This window comes from Mesorhizobium sp. M0761 (genome assembly GCF_040320205.1).
GTDB lineage: Bacteria > Pseudomonadota > Alphaproteobacteria > Rhizobiales > Rhizobiaceae > Mesorhizobium.
Genome location: NZ_JAMYPF010000011.1, coordinates 17,379 through 36,377, shown reverse-complemented (window position 1 = coordinate 36,377; position 18,999 = coordinate 17,379). Strand labels below are relative to the sequence as shown.

The following is an 18,999-nucleotide window of genomic DNA, read 5'->3' as shown; positions in this document are numbered from 1 at the left end:
GTTTTGGCCTGAAACGAGGGGTGAATGGCAATCGTGCCAAGCCATGATGCCTTAGATTGCCCGAAGTCAACCCACGGAGATTTCCATGCCCCTTCGTTTCGGCATCCTCGTATTCCCCGACGTCCAACAACTCGACCTCACCGGCCCATACGAAGTCCTGGCATCGGCCAAGGATGCCGAGGTGGAACTGATCTGGAAGGATCGCAACCCGGTGATGTCGTCGACGCACCTCTCCCTCACCCCGACGGCGACCTTTGACGATTGCCGGCCCCTCGACGTGCTGTGCATTCCTGGCGGGGGCGGGGTCAACGCGCTGCTGGAGGACCAGACAGTCCTCGATTTCGTGTGGGAGCGCGCGGGGCAGGTGCGCTACATCACCTCCGTTTGCAGCGGTGCCCTGGTGCTTGGGGCGGCCGGACTGCTGAGGGGCAAGCGCGCGACCACGCACTGGTATGCGCATGATTTCCTTGAGGAGTTCGGAGCGATCCCGGTCGACGAGCGTATCGTCGAAGACGGCAAGCTCATCACCGCCGGCGGCGTCACTTCGGGGATCGACTTCGGCCTGGCGCTGGTTGCGAGGCTGCTTGGACAGGAGGAGGCCGAGATCGTGCAGCTCTCGCTCGAATACGCCCCGGCTCCTCCCTTTCGGTCCGGCACGCCCGCCGAGGCGTCGCCTGCGGTGCTGGCGCAGGCAAAAAAGCGCCTCTCTGGTTCGAGGCGGGTTCGCGAGGCAATCTTCGCTCGCTGGCGCGAGGCTCGCGCCGCCGCTGCGCCGGCGCGCATCCACGGCTGAAGCAGCAAGGCCGAAGGTGCATCCCCTGGCCCTTCGGCCTTGCTGCGTTTCCACTGTTGACAGGTCCCTTCGTCTGTGCAGAAATTGGTTGGACCATTGAACCACTTCGGTAATAGCCCCGGTGACCGAATTCAGCCTTCCGCCGATCCAGACGACGGCCCGCGACGACGCGGTGCTGAAGGCGTTGGCCGGCTTCGTCATGCGCGAGAAGCTGGAACCCGGTGAGAGGCTGCCGACCGAACGCATCCTCGCTGAGCGTCTGAAGGTCAGCCGCAACACGGTGCGCGAGGCGCTGACGCGCTGGGAAGGGCTTGGCCTGGTCGAGCGCCGGCAGGGCTCGGGCACCTATCTCAAGGCCGCCGTCTCGCTTGACATGCTGCACATGCCGCTGACGCTTGCCGGCGGCAATGATTTCACCGGCCTGATGCGCACGCTGGAAATCCGCCGCGCGCTGGAAGCGGAAGCCGCCGCCCTTTGCGCCATTCGTGCCGACAAGGACGACCTCGCCGAGATCGAGCGCAAGCTCGACATCATGGAGGAAGAGTTTCTCAGCCGCGCCGGCATGTCGTCGGAAGAGGACTGGGAATTCCATCAGGCGATCTACCGCGCCTGCGGCAATCCGCTGTTCGAGCAGATTATCGCCGCCATGCACGAACTGTTCCACCGCTTCTGGGAACATCCGCTCGGCGTGCGCGATTTCGGCCACGCAAGCTTTCCCTACCACCGCACCATGTTCGACTGCATCGCCGCGCACGATCCGGAAGGCGCCCGGGCCGAAGCGCTGAAGCTGATCGCCACGGTCGAGGACGATTTGAAGCGCGGCGCCGCCAACCTCAAACTTTCGGTCCGCACATGAACGAGCACAGCTTCGACCCAGGCATTTCCGGCAGCGACTATCTCGCCGAGGCGGCGACGCTTCTGGCGCATGACGACCCGTTCCCCGGCAATGCGGTGGTGCCGCCGATCTACCAGACCTCGCTGTTCACCTTCGCCAGCTATGCCGACATGGCCGACACCTTTGCCGGGCGCAGGAAACAGCCGATCTATTCGCGCGGCGACAATCCGACGGTGATGGAATTCGAGTCGCGCGTCGCAGCGCTTGAAGGTGCTGAAGCCGCACGTGGTTTTTCGAGCGGCATGGCTGCGATCAGCGCGACGTTGCTGGCTTTCGTCGGCGCAGGCGAACGCATCCTTGCGGTGCGCAATTGCTATGGCGACGCCTACCGACTGTTCGAGCGGCTGTTTCCGCGCCTGCATATCAAGGTCGACTATGTCGACGGCTCTGATCCGGATGCGGTGGCGGCGGCACTTCCCGGTGCGAAATTGCTCTATCTGGAAAGCCCGACCTCGATGATGTTCGAGCTGCAGGATCTCGAGCATCTGACGCGGCTGGCGAAAGAGCAGGGCATCGTCACCACAATCGACAATTCCTGGGCGACGCCGGTGTTCCAGAAGCCGATCCTGCACGGCGTCGATCTGGTGCTGCACTCGGCCTCGAAATATCTCGGCGGCCACAGCGATACCGTCGCCGGTGTGGTGGCGGGCTCGGCCGCCCATATCAAGCACATCAACGACCAGACCTACTCGCAGCTTGGCGCAAAGCTGTCGCCCTTCGAGGGCTGGCTGCTGTTGCGCGGCCTGCGCACGCTGCCGCTGAGACTGCCGCATCACATGAAGAGCGGGCTCATCATCGCCGAGCGCTTGAAGGCGCATGACAAGGTCGAGCGGGTCAATCATCCCGCCTATTCCAATCATCCCGGCAAGAAGACACTTGCCGGCTATGCCGGGCTGTTCTCCTTCGAGGTGACGGAGGACGTCGACATTCCCGCTTTCGTCGATGCGCTCAAATTCTTCCGCATCGGCGTCAGCTGGGGCGGGCATGAAAGCCTGGTCGTGCCGGCAAAGGCCTCGCTCGAGCAGACGCCGGGTCTCAATTCGATGGCGCGCTTCGGCGTCAGCCCCCGAACCATCCGCCTCAATGTCGGATTGGAAAGCGTCGAGGACCTTTGGGCCGACATCGGCCAGGCCTTCGACAAAGCAAAAAAATGACTGGGTTCAAAATGGGAGTTCTGAACATGAAAAGACTGAGCATCATGCTTGCCACCGCTGCCGGCCTGGCGATCTCCGCCAGCAGCGCGCTGGCCGATACCACGCTCAAGCTGGTCGAGGTCATCACCAGCCCGCAGCGCACCGAATTCCTGAAGAAGCAGATCGCCGAGTTCGAGGCCGCCAATGCCGGCGTCAAGGTCGAGGTGGTCTCGCTGCCCTGGGGTCAGGCCTTCGAGAAATTCCTGACCATGGTGCAGGCGGGCGATACGCCCGACATCGTCGAGATGCCGGAGCGCTGGATGGGCCTCTACGCCACCAACGGCCAGCTCGAGGATCTCGGGCCGTTCATGGCCAAGTGGGACGACGCCAAGACACTCGGCGATCGGGCCAAGCAGTTCGGCTCGACCGTCAACAATACCCAATTCATGATCCCATACGGCTACTATGTGAATGCGCTGTTCTGGAACAAGAAGCTGTTCAAGGAAGCCGGTCTCGACGGCCCGCCGGCGACGCTCGACGACTTCATCGCCGACTCCAAGAAGATCTCGGCCATTCCGGGCAAGTATGGCTATTGCCTGCGCGGCGGCCCCGGCGCCTTCAACGGCATGCACATGTTCATGAACATCGCCGCCGGCAAGGGCGGCTACTTCAACGAGGACGGCACCTCGACCATCAACGAGGAGGGCTCGGTCAAGGGCCTGCAGATGCTGGCCGACATGTACAAGGACGGGCTGGCGCCCAAGGATGCGGTGAGCTGGGGCTTCAACGAAACCGTCACCGGCTTCTATTCCGGCACCTGCGCGATGCTCAACCAGGATCCGGATGCGCTGATCGGCATTGCCGACAAAATGAGCGCCGACGATTTTGCCGTGGCGCCGCTGCCGGTCGGACCGAGCGGCAAATCCTACCCGACGCTGGGCTATGCCGGCTGGGCGATGTTTGCCAACTCGCAGCACAAGGACGATGCCTGGAAGCTGATGGCGACGCTGTTGTCCCCCAAGGACAATCTGGAATGGGCCAAGGAAGTCGGCGTCGTGCCGATCCACAATGGCGCCGACCAGGATGCCCACTTCAAGACCGAGCAGTTCAAGGGCTGGTTCACCGAACTCAGCGACACTTCCAAATATGAAATGGTGACGCCGCCGACACATCTGGAGAACCTCGGCAATTTCGTCGACCAGGTGGCGATCAAGAATTTCCAGGAAGTGCTGCTCGGCCAGAAGTCGGCCAAGGACGTCGCCGATCAATGGGCCGCGTTCCTGACCAAGGAGCAGCAGGACTGGCTGGCCAAGAACAAGAAGTAGTTCTTCTTCCTTCTCCCGTTTACGGGGAGAAGGTGGCCCGAATGCATGTCGCCCAAAAGTGCGTAGCGGTTTTGGGACAACGACATGCACAGACAGGCCCGGATGAGGGGCAGCGCGAGCACCCCAAGGCTGGCGCCGCCCCTCATCTGCCTGCCGGCATCTTCTCCCCGTGAACGGGGAGAAGGGTGCTGTTGCCGCTGTCGGCACCCACCCATGACTGTTGAGCGCTAATGACCTATGCCGTGTCCGAAATACGATCCGCAGGCCGGCCGCGAAAGAAGCGGCTGACGCATGCGGCCATCGAGCCCTGGCTTTATCTCAGCCCGGCGATCGTTCTGCTGGTCGTGGTGCTGCTGGTGCCGCTGATCATCGGCATCAGCTATTCGTTCCGGAAGTTCTCCGCCTTCAAATCCGAATATGTCGGTCTAGGCCAGTACCAGGCGATGCTGACCGACCAGGTGCTGGGGCAGGCGCTGGTCAACACGCTCTGGTGGACCGTCGCCAGCCTGTTCTTCCAGTTCTTCCTCGGCCTGGGTCTGGCGTTGCTGCTCGACAAACCGTTTGTCGGGCGCAAGTTCGTGCAGGCGGTGGTGTTCCTGCCCTGGGCGGTGCCATCCTTCCTGTCGGGCCTGACCTGGGCATGGCTGTTCAACCCGATCATCGGCCCGCTGCCGCACTGGCTGTTTGCGCTCGGGCTGAAGGCCGAGCCGACCAATGTGCTGTCCGATCCGGCCACCGCCATGTGGGGGCCGATCATCGCCAACATCTGGTTCGGCATTCCGTTCTTCGCCATCACGCTGCTGGCGGCGCTGAAGTCGATCCCGTCGGAACTGCATGAGGCGGCCGCAATCGACGGCGCTTCGCCTTGGCAGCGCTTCACCAAGGTGACGCTGCCGTTCCTGGCGCCGACCATCGTCATCACCGTCATGCTGCGTACGATCTGGATCGCCACCTTCGCCGATCTGATCTTTGTCATGACCGAGGGCGGGCCGGCAGGCTCGACCAGCACGGTGCCGGTCTACATCTATGTCAGTGCCTTCAAGTCGCTGGACAAGGGCTATGCCTCCGCGGTGGCGGTGCTGCTCTTGGTCTTGCTCATCGCCTATGCGATCGCGCTGATCGCCATCCGCCGCTTGCTGGTGAGGCACGTCTGATGATCGCCGGACGCTCCACCTCCTCGCGCATCTTCAGCGGCATCGGCCTCTACACGGCGATTGCCGCCTATATGATCTTTGCGCTGTTTCCGATCTTCTGGACGCTGAAGATCTCGGTGACGCCGGAGCGGCTGCTCTATTCCGAGGGCATCACGCTGTGGCCGTCGCAGACCACCTTCCGCAACTTCATCACTGTACTTGAAGCCTCGGATTTCCCCCGCTACTTCCTCAACAGCGTCATCGTATCGGTGTCGACGGCGGCGCTCGTCACGGTCATCGCCACGCTCGCCGGTTACGCCATGTCGCGCTTCACCTTTCGCGGCAAGGCGACACTGGCGATCATGCTTTTGCTGACGCAAACCTTCCCGCTGGTGATGGTCATTCCGCCGATCTACCGTGTCATGGGCGAGCTTGGCCTGACCAACAGCCTGGTTGGGCTGATCATCATCTACACCGCCTTCAACACCGCCTTCGCCACCTTCCTGATGCAGTCCTTCTTCGACGGCATTCCGAAGGATCTGGAGGAGGCGGCGATGATCGACGGCTGCACTCGCGCCCAGGCGATGCGCAAGGTGATCGTGCCGCTGACCTTGCCCGGCATGGGCGCGACGCTCGGCTTTGTCTTCACCGCCGCCTGGAGCGAATTGCTGTTTGCGCTGATGCTGATCTCCAGCGATGACCAGAAGACGTTTGCCGTCGGCCTGCTCACCTATATCGGCAAGTTCGCCGTCGACTGGGGGCAGATGATGGCGGCGTCGATCCTGGCGCTGATCCCGGTCTGCATCTTCTTCGCCTTCCTGCAACGCTATCTCGTCACCGGCCTCACCGCCGGCGCGGTCAAAGGATAATCGATGGCTTCCGTCACGCTGCAAAACGTCGAGAAGGACTACGGTTCGCTGCGCATCCTGCACGGCGTCGACCTCGAGATCGCCGATGGCGAGTTCGTCGTGCTGGTCGGCCCGTCCGGCTGTGGCAAGTCGACCCTTTTGCGCATGATTGCCGGGCTGGAGGAGGTGTCGGGCGGCGAGATCCACATCGGCGATCGGCTGGTCAACGATGTCGCGCCGAAGGACCGCGATATTGCCATGGTGTTCCAGTCCTACGCGCTCTATCCGCACATGGATGTGTCGTCGAATATGGGCTTCAGCCTGCTGTTGAAGAAGGCGGAGAAGACGAGGATCGACGGCAGGGTAGGGGCGGCAGCAAAGCGGCTCGGCCTCGACAGTTTCCTCGGACGTCTGCCCAGGCAACTGTCCGGCGGCCAACGCCAGCGCGTCGCCATGGGCCGGGCCATCGTGCGTGATCCCAAAGTGTTCCTGTTCGACGAACCGCTCAGCAATCTCGACGCCAAATTGCGCGTGCATATGCGCGCCGAGATCAAGGCGCTGCACCAGCAGCTCAAGACCACATCAGTCTATGTCACCCACGACCAGATCGAAGCCATGACTATGGCCGACCGCATCGTCGTCATGCATGACGGTTACGTCCAGCAGGTCGGCCATCCGCTCGAACTCTACGATCGGCCGATCAACACCTTCGTCGCCGGCTTCATCGGCTCGCCCGGCATGAACTTTTTTCCGGCGACAGTGGCCAAGGGCGGCAAGGTGGACGCGGTGCTGGCCGACGGCCAGAAGCTGAGATTGCCTGATGGCTTGCCATTGAAGGATGGCGATGTGCTCACCGTCGGGCTACGGCCGGAGCACATCCAGCTTGCCGACGATGGTCCGCTCAGGGCAGAGGTCGAGGTGGTCGAGCCGCTCGGCCTGTCGACGCAGTTCTATGTCCGGCTCGCCAACCAGCTGGTTTGTGTCTTCGTCATGGGACGCAGCACTATCCGGCCTGGCGATAAGGTGCGGCTGTCTGCCGATCCGGCGGCGCTGCATCTGTTCGATCCCGCAAGCGGCAACCGCATCGGGTAATCCTATCGAAGGCTGCCCAGGCTGGCATACATGCCGGTGGTGCGGAACTGCGTCGGGTTGATGCCGTAGAGCCGGCGGAAGACTTTCGAGAAATAGTTGGCGTCCTCGAAGCCGCACAGGATGGCGACCTCCTTGACCGGCAGGAAATCGGCTTTGGTTAGCAGCTTCGCCGCCCGCTGCAGCCGCTGGTGCAGCACGAACTCGGCCGGCGGAACGCCTTCGCTCTCGGCGAAGCAGCGCGAGAAATGGGCGCGGCTGAGGCCGCTGATCTGGACGAGCTCGGCCACGGGCAAGGGCTTGTCGAGATTGGCGTTGATATGATCTATGACCGGCTGCATGACGCTCTGTTTCTCAGTGAAGGCGTGCGAGCCGAAGACATCGTCGTAAAGCGCCATCGCCGCCTCATAGGCGATTGCCGAAGCAGCGCCAGGCGAAGCGCCGCCCTTGATCAGGCGCAGGCTGCAATCGGCGAGACGATCAATCGTCTCCGGCTGCAGCCGAAACACCGGGCCGGAGACGCTGAGTATGGATTTGTGGACGCGCAGCGCCTCCTCGCCATTCATCGAGATCCAGAAATATTCCCAGCGGTCGCCCTTCTCCAGCCAGTAGCGATGGTTGTGCGGCACCAGCACCAGCAGCGTGTCGTTGGCCTGCAGGCGGTAGTTGCGGTTCTCGTAGCGCAACTGGCCGGTGCCGCTGATCGTGTGCTGCAGCACGGTGAACGGCGTCTGGCCGCGCTTGCGCCCATCCCAGTCATAGGTCACGCCCTCGCGTACTTCATAGCCGGTGCTGGTCGGCATGGCATGCAGGCGCTGGCGGCCGCGCGGCAGCGAGATGGTGCGCATCAACTGTCCGTTGGCGATCAGATCATGCAGCACAAAATTACCCTCGAAAGCATAATCGTTCTCTGGCCGCGCCCTGGAATAACGGCATAATCCAAATCCTGAGAACGCGAAAGACCCGCGGTCGAGGAGCGGGCGGGGAGGAGAACGAGCCGGAATTCCGGCTCGAATGGCATGCGCGCCAAGGCGGGCCGCCATTCCCTTTCCTGTTGCTCCTTACCCGGCATTCGAATGGATCGAGGTGAAGGTGATGAGTTTCAAAATCGCTATTATCGGCGCGGGCAGCGTCGGCTTCACCAAGAAGCTGTTCACCGACATTTTGTGCATCCCGGAATTCAGCGACATCGAATTCGCGCTGACCGATCTCAGCGAACACAATCTGCAAATGATCAAGGCGATCCTCGACCGCATCGTCGAGGCCAACAAGCTGCCGACCAGGGTGACGGCGACGACCGACCGCCGCAAGGCGCTGGAAGGCGCGCGCTACGTCATCAGCTGCGTGCGGGTGGGCGGGCTCGAAGCCTATGCCGACGATATCCGCATTCCCTTGAAATACGGCATCGACCAGTGCGTCGGTGACACGATTTGCGCCGGGGGCATCCTCTACGGCCAGCGCAACATCCCGGTCATCCTCGACTTCTGCAAGGACATATTGGAGGTCGCCGAGCCAGGCGCCAAATTCCTCAACTATGCCAACCCGATGGCGATGAACACCTGGGCGGCGATCGAATATGGCAAGGTCGATACGGTCGGCCTCTGCCACGGTGTCCAGCACGGCGCCGAACAGATCGCCGAAGTGCTCGGCGCCAAGTCGCACAGCGAACTCGATTATGTCTGCTCCGGTATCAACCACCAGACCTGGTTCATCGATTTGCGGCTCAACGGCCGCAAGATCGGCAAGGACGAACTGGTGGCTGCCTTCGAGGCGCATCCGGTCTATTCGCAGCAGGAAAAGCTGCGCATCGACGTGCTGAAGCGCTTCGGCGTCTACTCCACCGAAAGCAACGGTCATCTCTCCGAATATCTGCCCTGGTATCGCAAGCGGCCGGACGAAATCACCCGCTGGATCGACATGTCCGACTGGATCCATGGCGAGACCGGCGGCTATCTTCGCTACTCCACGGAAACCCGCAACTGGTTCGAGACGGAATATCCGCAATTCCTCGAAGCGGCGTCGAAGCCGCTCGACGTATCGAAGCGCTCGAACGAGCATGCCAGCCATATTCTCGAAGCGCTGGAGACGAACCGCGTCTATCGCGGCCACTTCAACGTCAAGAACACCGGTATCATCACCAATCTGCCGCAGGACGCGATCATCGAATCACCCGGTTTCGTCGATCGCTTCGGCATCAACATGGCGTCAGGCATCACGCTGCCGGAAGCCTGCGCGGCCACCTGCATGGCTTCGATCAACGTTCAGCGCATGTCGGTGCATGCGGCTGTTACGGGCGACATTGACCTGCTCAAGCTCGCGGTGCTGCACGATCCGCTGGTGGGTGCGGTGTCGACGCCGGAAGAGGTCTGGCAGATGGTCGACGAGATGGTCGTCGCCCAGGCGCGTTGGCTGCCGCAATACGCCGATGCCGTGCCGGCCGCCAAGGAGCGGCTTTCGAAATCGATGGTGAAAACCCGCGACTGGGCGGGTGCGGCGCGGCGCAAAGTGCGCTCGATCGAGGAACTGCGCGCCGAAAAAACGGCCCTGAAACAGGCCGGCTGAGAATGCTGGCAGGCGGACAGCGGGAGGCCGGTTCGCCAATCAGCCATCATGAATAGATGCGGGCAGCAGCAGACGTCGAAACATCTGGGAGGAACACAATGAGGAACTTTCGTGGAATTGGAATTCTCGCCGGGCGAAGAATGGGCATTCTCGCCGGGCTGGCGCTGAGCGTCTCGGCATTGGCGCTTGGCAGTGCATACGCGTCCGAGCCGACCACGCCGCCGGCGCCGGCGGCGTTTCCCGCCGAGGGCAAGATCAAATACGTCGCCCGCGATTCCATCCTGGAGTTCAAGGCGCTGCCCGAATATCACGAGCCCGAGTGGGTCACCGAGAAATACGTCAAGACTGGCAAGCTGCCGCCGGTCAAGGATCGCCTGCCGAAGGAGCCGCTGGTGTTCAAGACCGGCAACATGCCGGACGGCATCGGCGTTTATGGCGACACCATGCGCCACGTCATTGGCGGCCGGCCGGAAGGCTGGAATTATGGCGCCGGCCAGACCCAAGGATGGGGCGGCATCGACATCGGCCTTTCGGAATGCCTGACGCGCACCGCGCCTTTGTTCCAGGTCGAGGCCAAGGACACCGAGCCGCTGCCCAACCTCGCCAGGAGCTGGGACTGGTCGAAGGATGGCCACACGCTGACCATGCACCTGGTCGAAGGCGCCAAATGGTCTGACGGCGTTGCCTTCAATGCCGACGATGTCATGTTCTACTGGGACGATGAGGTCGTCGACCCCAATATCTCGCCGTTGAACGGCGCCACAGCGGAAACCTTCGGTGTCGGCACGACGCTGAAGAAGGTCGACGATTACACCGTCGAGTGGACCTTCAAGGACGCTTTCCCCAAACAGTATCTCTACGCCATGGCCTACGGCACCTTCTGCCCCGGCCCAGCGCATATCCTCAAGCCGCAGCATCCGAAGTACTCGAAGAATACCTACGAGCAGTTCAAGAACGCGTTCCCGCCGGAATATATGAACATTCCGGTGATGGGCGCCTGGGTGCCGGTGGAGTATAGGCCCGACGACATCATCGTCTTGCGCCGCAATCCCTACTACTGGAAGGTCGACGAGAAGGGCAACCAGCTGCCCTATCTCAACGAACTGCACTACAAGCTGTCGACCTGGGCCGACCGCGACGTGCAGGCGGTGGCAGGGGCCGCCGACTTCTCCAACCTCGAGCAGCCGGAGAATTTCGTCGCTTCGCTGAAGCGAGCGGCGGACAAGGACGCGCCGGCCCGGCTCGCCTTTGGCCCGCGCCTGATCGGCTACAATCTGCGCATGAACTTTTCCGCCAATGGCTGGGGCAATCCCGACGAACGCGGCCAGGCGATCCGCGAGCTCAATCGCAATGAGGACTTCCGCAAGGGCATCACCATGGCGCTCGACCGCAAAGCGCTCGGCGACTCGCTGGTCAAGGGGCCGTTCACCGCCATCTACCCCGGTGGCTTTTCCTCGGGCACCAGCTTCTATGACCGCAACTCGACCGTCTACTATCCCTTCGACATCGAGGGCGCCAAGGCGGAACTGGCCAAGGCTGGTCTCAAGGATACGGATGGCGACGGCTTCGTGAACTTCCCGGCCGGGACCGCCGGCGGCAAGAATGTCGAGATCGTGATGCTGGTCAACAATGACTACGGCACTGACAAGAGCCTCGCCGAAGGCGTCGTCGGCCAGATGGAAAAGCTTGGCATCAGGGTCGTGCTCAACGGCCTCAACGGCACCCAGCGTGATGCCTCGCAATATTCCGGCCGCTTCGACTGGCTGATCAGGCGCAACGAGCAGGAGCTGACTTCCGTCGTGCAGAATACCGTGCAACTCGCGCCCGTCGGACCCAAGACCAGCTGGGATCACCGCGCGCCCGAAAGCGGCGTGGTCGACCTGATGCCGTTCGAAAAGGAGCTTGTCGACATCGTCAACAAGTTCGTCTCCTCGTCAGACAATGACGAGCGCGCCAGCCTGATGAAGACGTTCCAGAAGATCTCGACGGAGCATGTCTACAATATCGGACTGACCGAATATCCCGGCGCCCTGATCATCAACAAGCGCTTCTCCAACATCCCGCAGGGAACGCCGATCTTCATGTTCAACTGGGCCGAGGATTCGATCGTGCGCGAACGCGTCTTCGTCGCCGCCGACAAGCAGCAGAAATACGAACTCTTTCCCGACCAGCTTCCCGGCAAGCCCGGCGACAAGGGTCCGACGAACTGAGTTTCCTCCCCTGGCTGACGCCCGGCCGCGCTGCGCGCGCGGCCGGGACGGAGTAAGGTCAGCGGCAACAGATTAGATCCAAGGAGGAGAAACGGTCCGATGCTGCGATTCCTGGCCATGCGCATAGCATCGGCGGTGCCGGTCATGGTCATCCTGAGCCTGGTCACCTTTGCCATCATCCAGGCGCCGCCGGGCGACTATGCCGACTATATCCGTTCGCAGCTCATCAACCAGGGCGGGGCGTCTTTTGCCGAAGCCGACGCGCAGGCGCAGGCCTATCGGGTCGAGCACGGCCTCGATAAACCGCTGCCCGTCCAGTACCTGAACTGGGTCGCCGGCATCATCACCCGCGGCGATTTCGGCTACAGCCTCTATTACAACAAGCCGGTCGCCGCCGTGGTCGGCGAGCGGCTGCCGCGCACGCTGCTGCTGGCATTGGTCTGCCATCTGCTGGCCTCGGTGCTCGGCATCACCTTCGGCATCTGGGCGGCGACCAGGCAATACACGTGGATCGACTCGGTGCTGTCGGCCATCTCCTTCCTCGGCATGACGGTGCCGCGCTTCCTGATGGCGCTGATCATCGTCTATCTCCTGGTCTTCCAGTTCAACGTGTCGGAGATCGGCAGCTTCTTCTCGCCGCAATATGGCGGCGCGCCGTGGTCGTGGGCGAAATTCGCCGACCTCGTCAAGCATGTCTGGCCGGTGGTGGCGATCGCCACCTTCGGCGGGCTCGCCTACAATATGCGCGTCATGCGCGGCAATCTGCTCGATACGCTGAACGCGCAATATGTCGAGACGGCCAAGGCCAAGGGCCTGACCGGCAGCGCCGTCGTCATGCGCCATGCCGTGCCCAACGCGCTGCACCCGCTCATCATGTATCAGGGCGTGGTGCTGCCCTACATGCTGACCGGCGAGATCGAGACGGCGATCATCTTTGCGCTGCCGACGGTCGGGCCGGCCATTGTCGGCTCGATGGCGGTCGGCGACGTCTATGTCACGGCGACCTTCATGATGGTGCTGTCGGCAACGCTGATCGTCGGCAACATCATCGCCGACATGCTGCTCGCGCTGCTCGATCCGCGCGTGCGCCAGTTCAGGGAGAGCTAGATGCTGGCGCGCGACCCATCCCCGCCGCCGCCACCGGCTGAAGCAACCGCGATTGCGACCCCGCGCGGCAATGAGAGCTATATGGCGCTGGTCTGGCGCCGGCTGAGGCGCTCCTGGACCGGCATGGCCGGGCTGATCCTGGTGGTGCTTCTGGTGCTGATGGCGCTGTTTGCCGATTTCTTCGCGCCGATGGACCCCAAGGTGACCGATGTCGCTTTCGCCCCGCCGCAAGTGATGAGTTTTCACGACAGAGACGGGAATTTCGTGCTCCAGCCGCGGGTCTATGCGCTGGCGGATTCTGCTGACCTCGACCCGGTCACCTTCCAGCCGGTCGTCGGGCCGGATTACGAGCATCCGCGCCTGCTCGGCTTCTTCGTCAAGGGCGCCGACTACCGGCTGCTTGGACTGATCCCCGCCAACCGGCATTTCTTCGCTTCGGCCGACGGCCAGCCGGTGCATTTTCTCGGCACCGACAAATTCGGCCGGGATGTGTTGTCGCGCGCCATCCAGGGCTCGCGCGTCTCGCTGATGATAGCGCTGACGGTGGTGTTCATCATCACCGTCATCGGCACCACGGTCGGCATGGTCTCGGGCTATTTCGGCGGCCGCTTCGACGTCTGGATGCAGCGCTTTGTCGAGCTGGTGCTCGCCTTCCCGCAATTGCCGCTCTATCTTGCGCTGACGACGCTGATCCCGGTGACCGCGCCGACCAACGTCTTCCTCGCCTTCGTCATCATCGTCATGTCGGCGCTGGGCTGGGCGCAGATGTCGCGCGAGGTGCGCGGCAAGACGCTGGCGCTGGCGCGGATCGACTATGTGCGCGCCGCCATGGCGGTCGGCGCCACCGACATGCGCATCATCATGCAGCACATTTTCCCCAATGTGATGAGCCACGTCATCGTCGCCGTGACGATCGCGATCCCGACGGTGGTGCTGCTCGAAGCCTTTCTCGGCTTCCTCGGCTTCGCGGTTAAACCGCCGCTGATCTCATGGGGGCTGATGCTGCAGGACACGGCTACCTATTCGGTCATCGGCACCTATCCGTGGATCCTGTCGCCGGTCGGCTTCGTGCTGATCACCGTCTTTGCCTTCAACGCGCTGGGCGACGGCCTGCGCGATGCCGTCGATCCCTATTGAGGTGGCTGGGATGACCGTAGCGCTCGCAGCCACCTTCGCACCAGCCGTCCGGTTCGACCATGCCGGCCGCCACGACCAACCCATCATCGATGCCCGCAACATCGAGGTCGCCTTCAAGGTCGAGCACGGCGTCGTCGACGCGGTGAAGGATGTCTCGTTCCAGCTCTATCGCGGGGAGACGATCGCCATCGTCGGCGAGTCCGGTTCCGGCAAGTCGGTGACGGCGCGCGCTGTCATGGGGCTCTTGTCAAAGCGGGCCACCGTGTCGCCGAAATCCACCATTGACTATTGCGGGCAGGACATACTGAAATTCCCCGAGAGCGCCCGGCGCAAGTTGCGCGGCAATCGCATCTCGATGATCTTCCAGGAGCCGATGAGCTCGCTCAACCCGATCTATACGGTCGGCAGTCAGATCGTCGAGGCGATCAGGGTGCATCGAAAGGTCAGCCGCAAGCAAGCCTGGGCGCGGGCGCTCGAGCTTTTGCGGCATGTCCAGATCCCCGAGCCGGAAGCGCGCATCAAGCAGTATCCGCACCAGATGTCGGGCGGGCAGCGCCAGCGCGTGATGATCGCCATGGCGCTCGCCAACGACCCCGATGTGCTGATCGCCGACGAGCCGACGACGGCGCTCGACGTCACGGTGCAGGCGCAGATCCTCAATTTGATCCGCAATCTGCAAAAAGAACTCAGGATGGCGGTCATCCTGATCACCCACGACCTCACCGTGGTGCGGAAATTCTCGGACTATGTCTATGTCATGCAGCATGGCGAGATGTGCGAGCACAACGTCACCGAGCGGCTGTTCGCCGACCCGCAGCATGCCTATACCAAGCGGCTGCTCGCGTCCGAGCCGCACGGCAAGCCGCAGCCGCTGCCGGAAAACAGCGGCACCATCCTCGAGGCCCGCGATATGCGCGTCTGCTTCATGCTGCGCCATGGCAGCTTCCTGAAGCCGGACTGGCGCGAGCTGGTCGCCGTCGACGATCTCGGCCTGAAGCTTTGCCGCCACGAGACACTGGGGCTGGTCGGCGAATCCGGCTCCGGCAAGACCACGTTCGGTCTCGCCTTGCTCAAGCTCACCGAGGCCAAGCGCGGCGAGGTCAGCTTCGACGGCCAGCCGATCCACGGCCTGTCGCGCGCCGAGATGCGGCCGCTGCGCTCGCGCATGCAGGTCGTTTTTCAGGATCCGTTCTCGTCGCTCAACCCGCGTATGACGATCGGCCAGATCATCGAGGAAGGGCTGGTCGTCAACAGGATCGGCGCGACACGGCGCGAGCGGGTCGATCGGGTTCGCGACGCCCTGGTCAGCGCCGGCATGCCCGGCGATATCCTGTCGCGGTTCCCGCACGAATTTTCCGGCGGCCAGCGGCAGCGCATCGCCATTGCCCGAGCCATCGCGCTGGAGCCCGAATTCATCCTGCTCGATGAACCGACATCGGCGCTCGACCTTTCGGTGCAGGCGCAGATCATCGACCTGTTGCGCAAGCTGCAGGACGAACGCGGCCTTAGCTATCTCTTCATTTCGCACGACCTCAAGGTGGTGCGCGCGCTCTGCCATCGCGTCATCGTCATGCAGAACGGCAAGATCGTCGAACAGGGACCCGTCGACGAGGTCCTCACCCATCCCAAGACCGCCTACACCGAACGGCTCGTCAGGGCCGCCTTCGACGTGGCGTAGCAAAGTGCCGGAGGCTTAATAGTGGCAAGACATCCCAGGATCACCTTCATTGGCGCGGGTTCGACCGTGTTCATGAAGAACATTGTCGGCGACGTGATGCAGCGGCCATCGCTGTCAGGCGCGACGATCGCGCTGATGGACATTAATCCGCAGCGGCTGGAAGAGAGCGCCATCGTTGTCAACAAGCTGATCGCGACTCTGGGCGTGAAGGCGAAGGCTGAGACCTATTCCGACCAGCGCAGGGCGCTCGCCGGCGCCGACTTCGTCGTCGTCGCCTTCCAGATCGGCGGCTTTGAGCCCTGCACCGTCACCGATTTCGAGGTGCCGAAGAAATACGGCCTGCGCCAGACCATTGCCGACACGCTCGGCGTCGGCGGCATCATGCGCGGCCTCCGGACCGTGCCGCATCTGTGGAAGATCTGCGAGGACATGCTGGCCGTCTGCCCCGACGCGATCATGCTGCAATACGTCAACCCGATGGCGATCAACACCTGGGCGATTTCAGAGAAATTTCCTGACATCAAACAGGTCGGCCTCTGCCATTCGGTGCAAGGCACAGCGATGGAACTGGCGCACGATCTCGACATTCCCTACGACGAGATACGCTACCGCTCGGCCGGCATCAACCACATGGCCTTCTACCTGAAGTTCGAGCACCGGCAGCCGGATGGCTCTTACCGCAACCTCTATCCGGACCTCGTCCGCGCCTATCGCGAGGGCAGGGCACCGAAGCCGGGCTGGAACCCGCGGTGCCCCAACAAGGTGCGCTACGAGATGCTCACGCGGCTCGGCTATTTCGTCACCGAAAGCTCCGAGCATTTCGCCGAATACACGCCCTATTTCATCAAGGAAGGCCGCCCCGACCTGATCGACAAGTTCGGCATTCCGCTCGACGAATATCCCAAGCGCTGCATCGAACAGATCGAGCGCTGGAAGGGCCAGGCCGAGGCCTATCGCTCGGCCGACCGCATCGAAGTCGAGCAATCGAAGGAATACGCGTCCTCGATCATGAACTCGGTGTGGACCGGGGAGCCTTCGGTGATCTACGGCAATGTCCGCAACAATGGCTGCATCACCTCGCTGCCGGACAATTGCGCCGCCGAGGTGCCGTGTCTGGTGGACGCCTCCGGCATCCAGCCGACCTATATTGGCGAGCTGCCGCCGCAACTCACCGCGTTGATACGCACCAACATCAATGTGCAGGAACTGACGGTGCAGGCGTTGATGACCGAAAACCGCGAGCACATCTACCACGCGGCGATGATGGACCCGCATACGGCGGCCGAACTCGATCTCGACCAGATCTGGGCGCTGGTCGATGAGTTGCTGGCGACACATGGCGACTGGCTGCCGACCTGGGCGCGTGGGAGCGCCAAGGTCCGGGCCGCCTGAGCGCTGCTGCGGCGGTATCTACTCCACCGTCAGGCCTCCGGTGGCGCCGGCAACCGGTGGCGCAGTTCCTCGACCAGCACGCGCTCGTTCTCCGAATAGTCGATCGGAACGACGACGAGATGGACGCCACCGCCGGCAAAAGCCTGTTCAAGCGTCGATTGTATTTCTGAGACGGCGCCGACCCTGGTTCCCTTGGCGCCATAGGCCTCGGCATATCTGACGAAATCGGGATTGCCGAAGGTCATGCCGAAATCGGGGAACCGGTCGACCGCCTGCTTCCAGCGGATCATGCCGAAAGCATTGTCCTCGATGATCAGCACGACGAGGTTGAGCTTCAGCCTGACGGCGGTTTCCAGTTCCTGGCTGTTCATCATGAAGCCGCCATCGCCGCAGATCGCCATGACGCGGCGTGCGGGATAGAGCATCGCGGCCGTCATCGCCGAGGGCAGGCCGGCGCCCATCGTGGCCAGGGCGTTGTCGAGCAGCAAAGTGTTGGCGACGCGCGTGCGGTAATTGCGCGCGAACCAGATCTTGTACATGCCGTTGTCGAGCGCCAGGATGCCATCGGCCGGCATCACCGCGCGCACGTCATGAACCAGACGCTGCGGCGTGAAACGGTCTTCGGTGGCGCGGGCGGCAATGCGGGTCAAAATGCCTTCGCGCAATGGCAGCAACGCTTGCGCGTTGGGGATCTTGCCCTCGATCCGGTCGGCAAGCAGCCTGAGCGAAGCGCCGATGTCACCGATCACTTCGGTCTGCGGGAAATAGACCTGCTCGACATTGGCTGGCTGGTAACCGACATGGATCACCTTCGGTCCCTTGTCGCCCATAATGAAGGGCGGCTTCTCGATCGTGTCGTGGCCGATGGTGATGATGAGGTCGGCCTGTTCTATCGCCTCATGCACATAGTCGCGCTCCGACAGCGCCGCTGTGCCCATGTAGAGTTCGGTGCCGCCGGGCACCGTGCCCTTGCCCATCTGGGTGGTGAAATAGGGAATGCCGGTTCTGATGACGAACTGGGCGAGGTCGGAGGTCGAGCGCGGCCGCGACGCGGCGGCGCCCAGCATCGCCAGCGGCCGCTGCGCCTTGATGATCATCTCAGCGGCACGGTCGAGCGCCAGCGGGCTGGCCAGCGGAAGCTCGACCGGATGCGGCGGGATCAGCGCGACATCGTCGCACTCCTCGGCCGCGATGTCTTCGGGCAGTTCCAGATGCACCGGCCCCGGACGCTCCTCCTCGGCAATCCGAAACGCTTCGCGCACCACGGCGGGAATGGTCTTCGCCGAGATGATCTGACGTGACAGCTTGGTCAACGGCTTCATCGCGGCGACGATGTCGACGATCTGGAAGCGGGCCTGGCGCGACGAGCGGATGCCCTTCTGCCCGGTGATCATGATCATCGGCATGGCGCCGAGCAGCGCATAGGCGGCACCCGTCGTCAGGTTCAGGGCGCCGGGTCCCAGCGTGGTGATGCACACACCTGGCTTGCCGGTGAGCCTGCCATGGGTGGCGGCCATGAACGCCGCCGCCTGCTCATGACGGGTGAGGATGAGCTGGATCGAGGATTTGCGGATGGATTCGACGACGTCCAGGTTTTCTTCGCCGGGAATGCCGAAGATGCGATCGACGCCCTCATTCTCGAGGGCGGCAACAAGCAGGTCAGAACCTTTGGGCACGAAGCATCTCCTGGGCAAAGC

At 62.8% G+C, this 18,999-nt stretch carries 15 protein-coding genes; 13 read left to right on the top strand and 2 right to left on the bottom strand.

Translation table 11 applies throughout. From position 1 onward, the window contains the following. Positions 1-85 precede the first annotated feature (85 nt). The 7 genes from NKI32_RS18755 to NKI32_RS18725 all read left to right on the top strand — a co-directional run bounded on the left by NKI32_RS18755 (position 86) and on the right by NKI32_RS18725 (position 7,219). Complete coding sequence (locus tag NKI32_RS18755; protein ID WP_023668123.1) at positions 86-793, top strand: DJ-1/PfpI family protein; 708 nt, start codon at positions 86-88, stop codon at positions 791-793. A gap of 121 nt (positions 794-914) precedes the next feature. Next, positions 915-1,649 (top strand): FadR/GntR family transcriptional regulator, encoded by a 735-nt coding sequence (locus NKI32_RS18750; RefSeq protein ID WP_023668124.1) that lies wholly within the window; start codon positions 915-917, stop codon positions 1,647-1,649. Continuing rightward, a complete protein-coding gene (locus NKI32_RS18745) occupies positions 1,646-2,842 on the top strand; it encodes a PLP-dependent transferase (RefSeq protein WP_353003146.1) in 1,197 nt (398 codons plus the stop codon). The genes NKI32_RS18750 and NKI32_RS18745 overlap by 4 nt, the downstream gene beginning before the upstream one ends. Positions 2,843-2,868: 26 nt before the next feature. Further along, positions 2,869-4,146, top strand: a complete 1,278-nt coding sequence (locus NKI32_RS18740) for an ABC transporter substrate-binding protein (protein WP_023815853.1) — start codon at positions 2,869-2,871, stop codon at positions 4,144-4,146. A 230-nt stretch (positions 4,147-4,376) separates the two neighbouring features. After that, positions 4,377-5,300 carry a carbohydrate ABC transporter permease gene (locus tag NKI32_RS18735; protein ID WP_353003145.1) on the top strand — a complete coding sequence of 308 codons (924 nt, stop codon included), beginning with the start codon at positions 4,377-4,379 and terminating at the stop codon, positions 5,298-5,300. Further along, on the top strand, positions 5,300-6,148 hold the full coding sequence (locus NKI32_RS18730; RefSeq protein ID WP_023741782.1) for a carbohydrate ABC transporter permease: 849 nt from the start codon (positions 5,300-5,302) through the stop codon (positions 6,146-6,148). The genes NKI32_RS18735 and NKI32_RS18730 overlap by 1 nt, the downstream gene beginning before the upstream one ends. A 3-nt stretch (positions 6,149-6,151) precedes the next feature. Beyond that, positions 6,152-7,219: an ABC transporter ATP-binding protein gene (locus tag NKI32_RS18725; protein ID WP_023691353.1), complete on the top strand. Its 1,068-nt coding sequence runs from the start codon at positions 6,152-6,154 to the stop codon at positions 7,217-7,219. A gap of 2 nt (positions 7,220-7,221) precedes the next feature. On the opposite strand, the gene NKI32_RS18720 is transcribed toward NKI32_RS18725, so the two are convergent. After that, entirely contained in the window at positions 7,222-8,064 is an 843-nt protein-coding gene (locus NKI32_RS18720) for an AraC family ligand binding domain-containing protein (RefSeq protein ID WP_502897969.1), read from the bottom strand. A 247-nt stretch (positions 8,065-8,311) separates the two neighbouring features. On the opposite strand from NKI32_RS18720, the gene NKI32_RS18715 reads away from it, so the two are divergent. From NKI32_RS18715 to NKI32_RS18690, 6 genes are all read left to right on the top strand, one after another. Continuing rightward, positions 8,312-9,778: an alpha-glucosidase/alpha-galactosidase gene (locus NKI32_RS18715; protein WP_031197811.1), complete on the top strand. Its 1,467-nt coding sequence runs from the start codon at positions 8,312-8,314 to the stop codon at positions 9,776-9,778. Between the two features lie 98 nt (positions 9,779-9,876). Next, positions 9,877-11,988 carry an ABC transporter substrate-binding protein gene (locus tag NKI32_RS18710; protein ID WP_353003143.1) on the top strand — a complete coding sequence of 704 codons (2,112 nt, stop codon included), beginning with the start codon at positions 9,877-9,879 and terminating at the stop codon, positions 11,986-11,988. A 99-nt stretch (positions 11,989-12,087) separates the two neighbouring features. Beyond that, complete coding sequence (locus NKI32_RS18705; RefSeq protein WP_023668135.1) at positions 12,088-13,095, top strand: ABC transporter permease; 1,008 nt, start codon at positions 12,088-12,090, stop codon at positions 13,093-13,095. Beyond that, positions 13,096-14,232 (top strand): ABC transporter permease, encoded by a 1,137-nt coding sequence (locus tag NKI32_RS18700; RefSeq protein ID WP_023687914.1) that lies wholly within the window; start codon positions 13,096-13,098, stop codon positions 14,230-14,232. It abuts the gene before it with no gap. 10 nt (positions 14,233-14,242) lie between these two features. Then, positions 14,243-15,910, top strand: a complete 1,668-nt coding sequence (locus tag NKI32_RS18695) for an ABC transporter ATP-binding protein (RefSeq protein WP_353003142.1) — start codon at positions 14,243-14,245, stop codon at positions 15,908-15,910. A gap of 21 nt (positions 15,911-15,931) precedes the next feature. Beyond that, on the top strand, positions 15,932-17,302 hold the full coding sequence (locus tag NKI32_RS18690; RefSeq protein ID WP_353003141.1) for an alpha-glucosidase/alpha-galactosidase: 1,371 nt from the start codon (positions 15,932-15,934) through the stop codon (positions 17,300-17,302). A gap of 29 nt (positions 17,303-17,331) precedes the next feature. Here NKI32_RS18690 and NKI32_RS18685 read toward each other — a convergent pair whose 3' ends face one another. Continuing rightward, a complete protein-coding gene (locus NKI32_RS18685) occupies positions 17,332-18,978 on the bottom strand; it encodes an acetolactate synthase large subunit (RefSeq protein WP_023824827.1) in 1,647 nt (548 codons plus the stop codon). Between the last annotated feature and the right edge of the window lie 21 nt (positions 18,979-18,999).

Bases quoted from the DNA above. Each gene is read 5' to 3' on its own strand.
- NKI32_RS18755 (WP_023668123.1), top strand. From the start codon at position 86: ATGCCCCTTCGTTTCGGCATCCTCGTATTCCCCGACGTCCAACAACTC.
- NKI32_RS18745 (WP_353003146.1), top strand. From the start codon at position 1,646: ATGAACGAGCACAGCTTCGACCCAGGCATTTCCGGCAGCGACTATCTC.
- NKI32_RS18740 (WP_023815853.1), top strand. From the start codon at position 2,869: ATGAAAAGACTGAGCATCATGCTTGCCACCGCTGCCGGCCTGGCGATC.
- NKI32_RS18735 (WP_353003145.1), top strand. From the start codon at position 4,377: ATGACCTATGCCGTGTCCGAAATACGATCCGCAGGCCGGCCGCGAAAG.
- NKI32_RS18730 (WP_023741782.1), top strand. From the start codon at position 5,300: ATGATCGCCGGACGCTCCACCTCCTCGCGCATCTTCAGCGGCATCGGC.
- NKI32_RS18725 (WP_023691353.1), top strand. From the start codon at position 6,152: ATGGCTTCCGTCACGCTGCAAAACGTCGAGAAGGACTACGGTTCGCTG.
- NKI32_RS18720 (WP_502897969.1), bottom strand. From the start codon at position 8,064: ATGCGCACCATCTCGCTGCCGCGCGGCCGCCAGCGCCTGCATGCCATG.
- NKI32_RS18715 (WP_031197811.1), top strand. From the start codon at position 8,312: ATGAGTTTCAAAATCGCTATTATCGGCGCGGGCAGCGTCGGCTTCACC.
- NKI32_RS18710 (WP_353003143.1), top strand. From the start codon at position 9,877: ATGAGGAACTTTCGTGGAATTGGAATTCTCGCCGGGCGAAGAATGGGC.
- NKI32_RS18705 (WP_023668135.1), top strand. From the start codon at position 12,088: ATGCTGCGATTCCTGGCCATGCGCATAGCATCGGCGGTGCCGGTCATG.
- NKI32_RS18700 (WP_023687914.1), top strand. From the start codon at position 13,096: ATGCTGGCGCGCGACCCATCCCCGCCGCCGCCACCGGCTGAAGCAACC.
- NKI32_RS18695 (WP_353003142.1), top strand. From the start codon at position 14,243: ATGACCGTAGCGCTCGCAGCCACCTTCGCACCAGCCGTCCGGTTCGAC.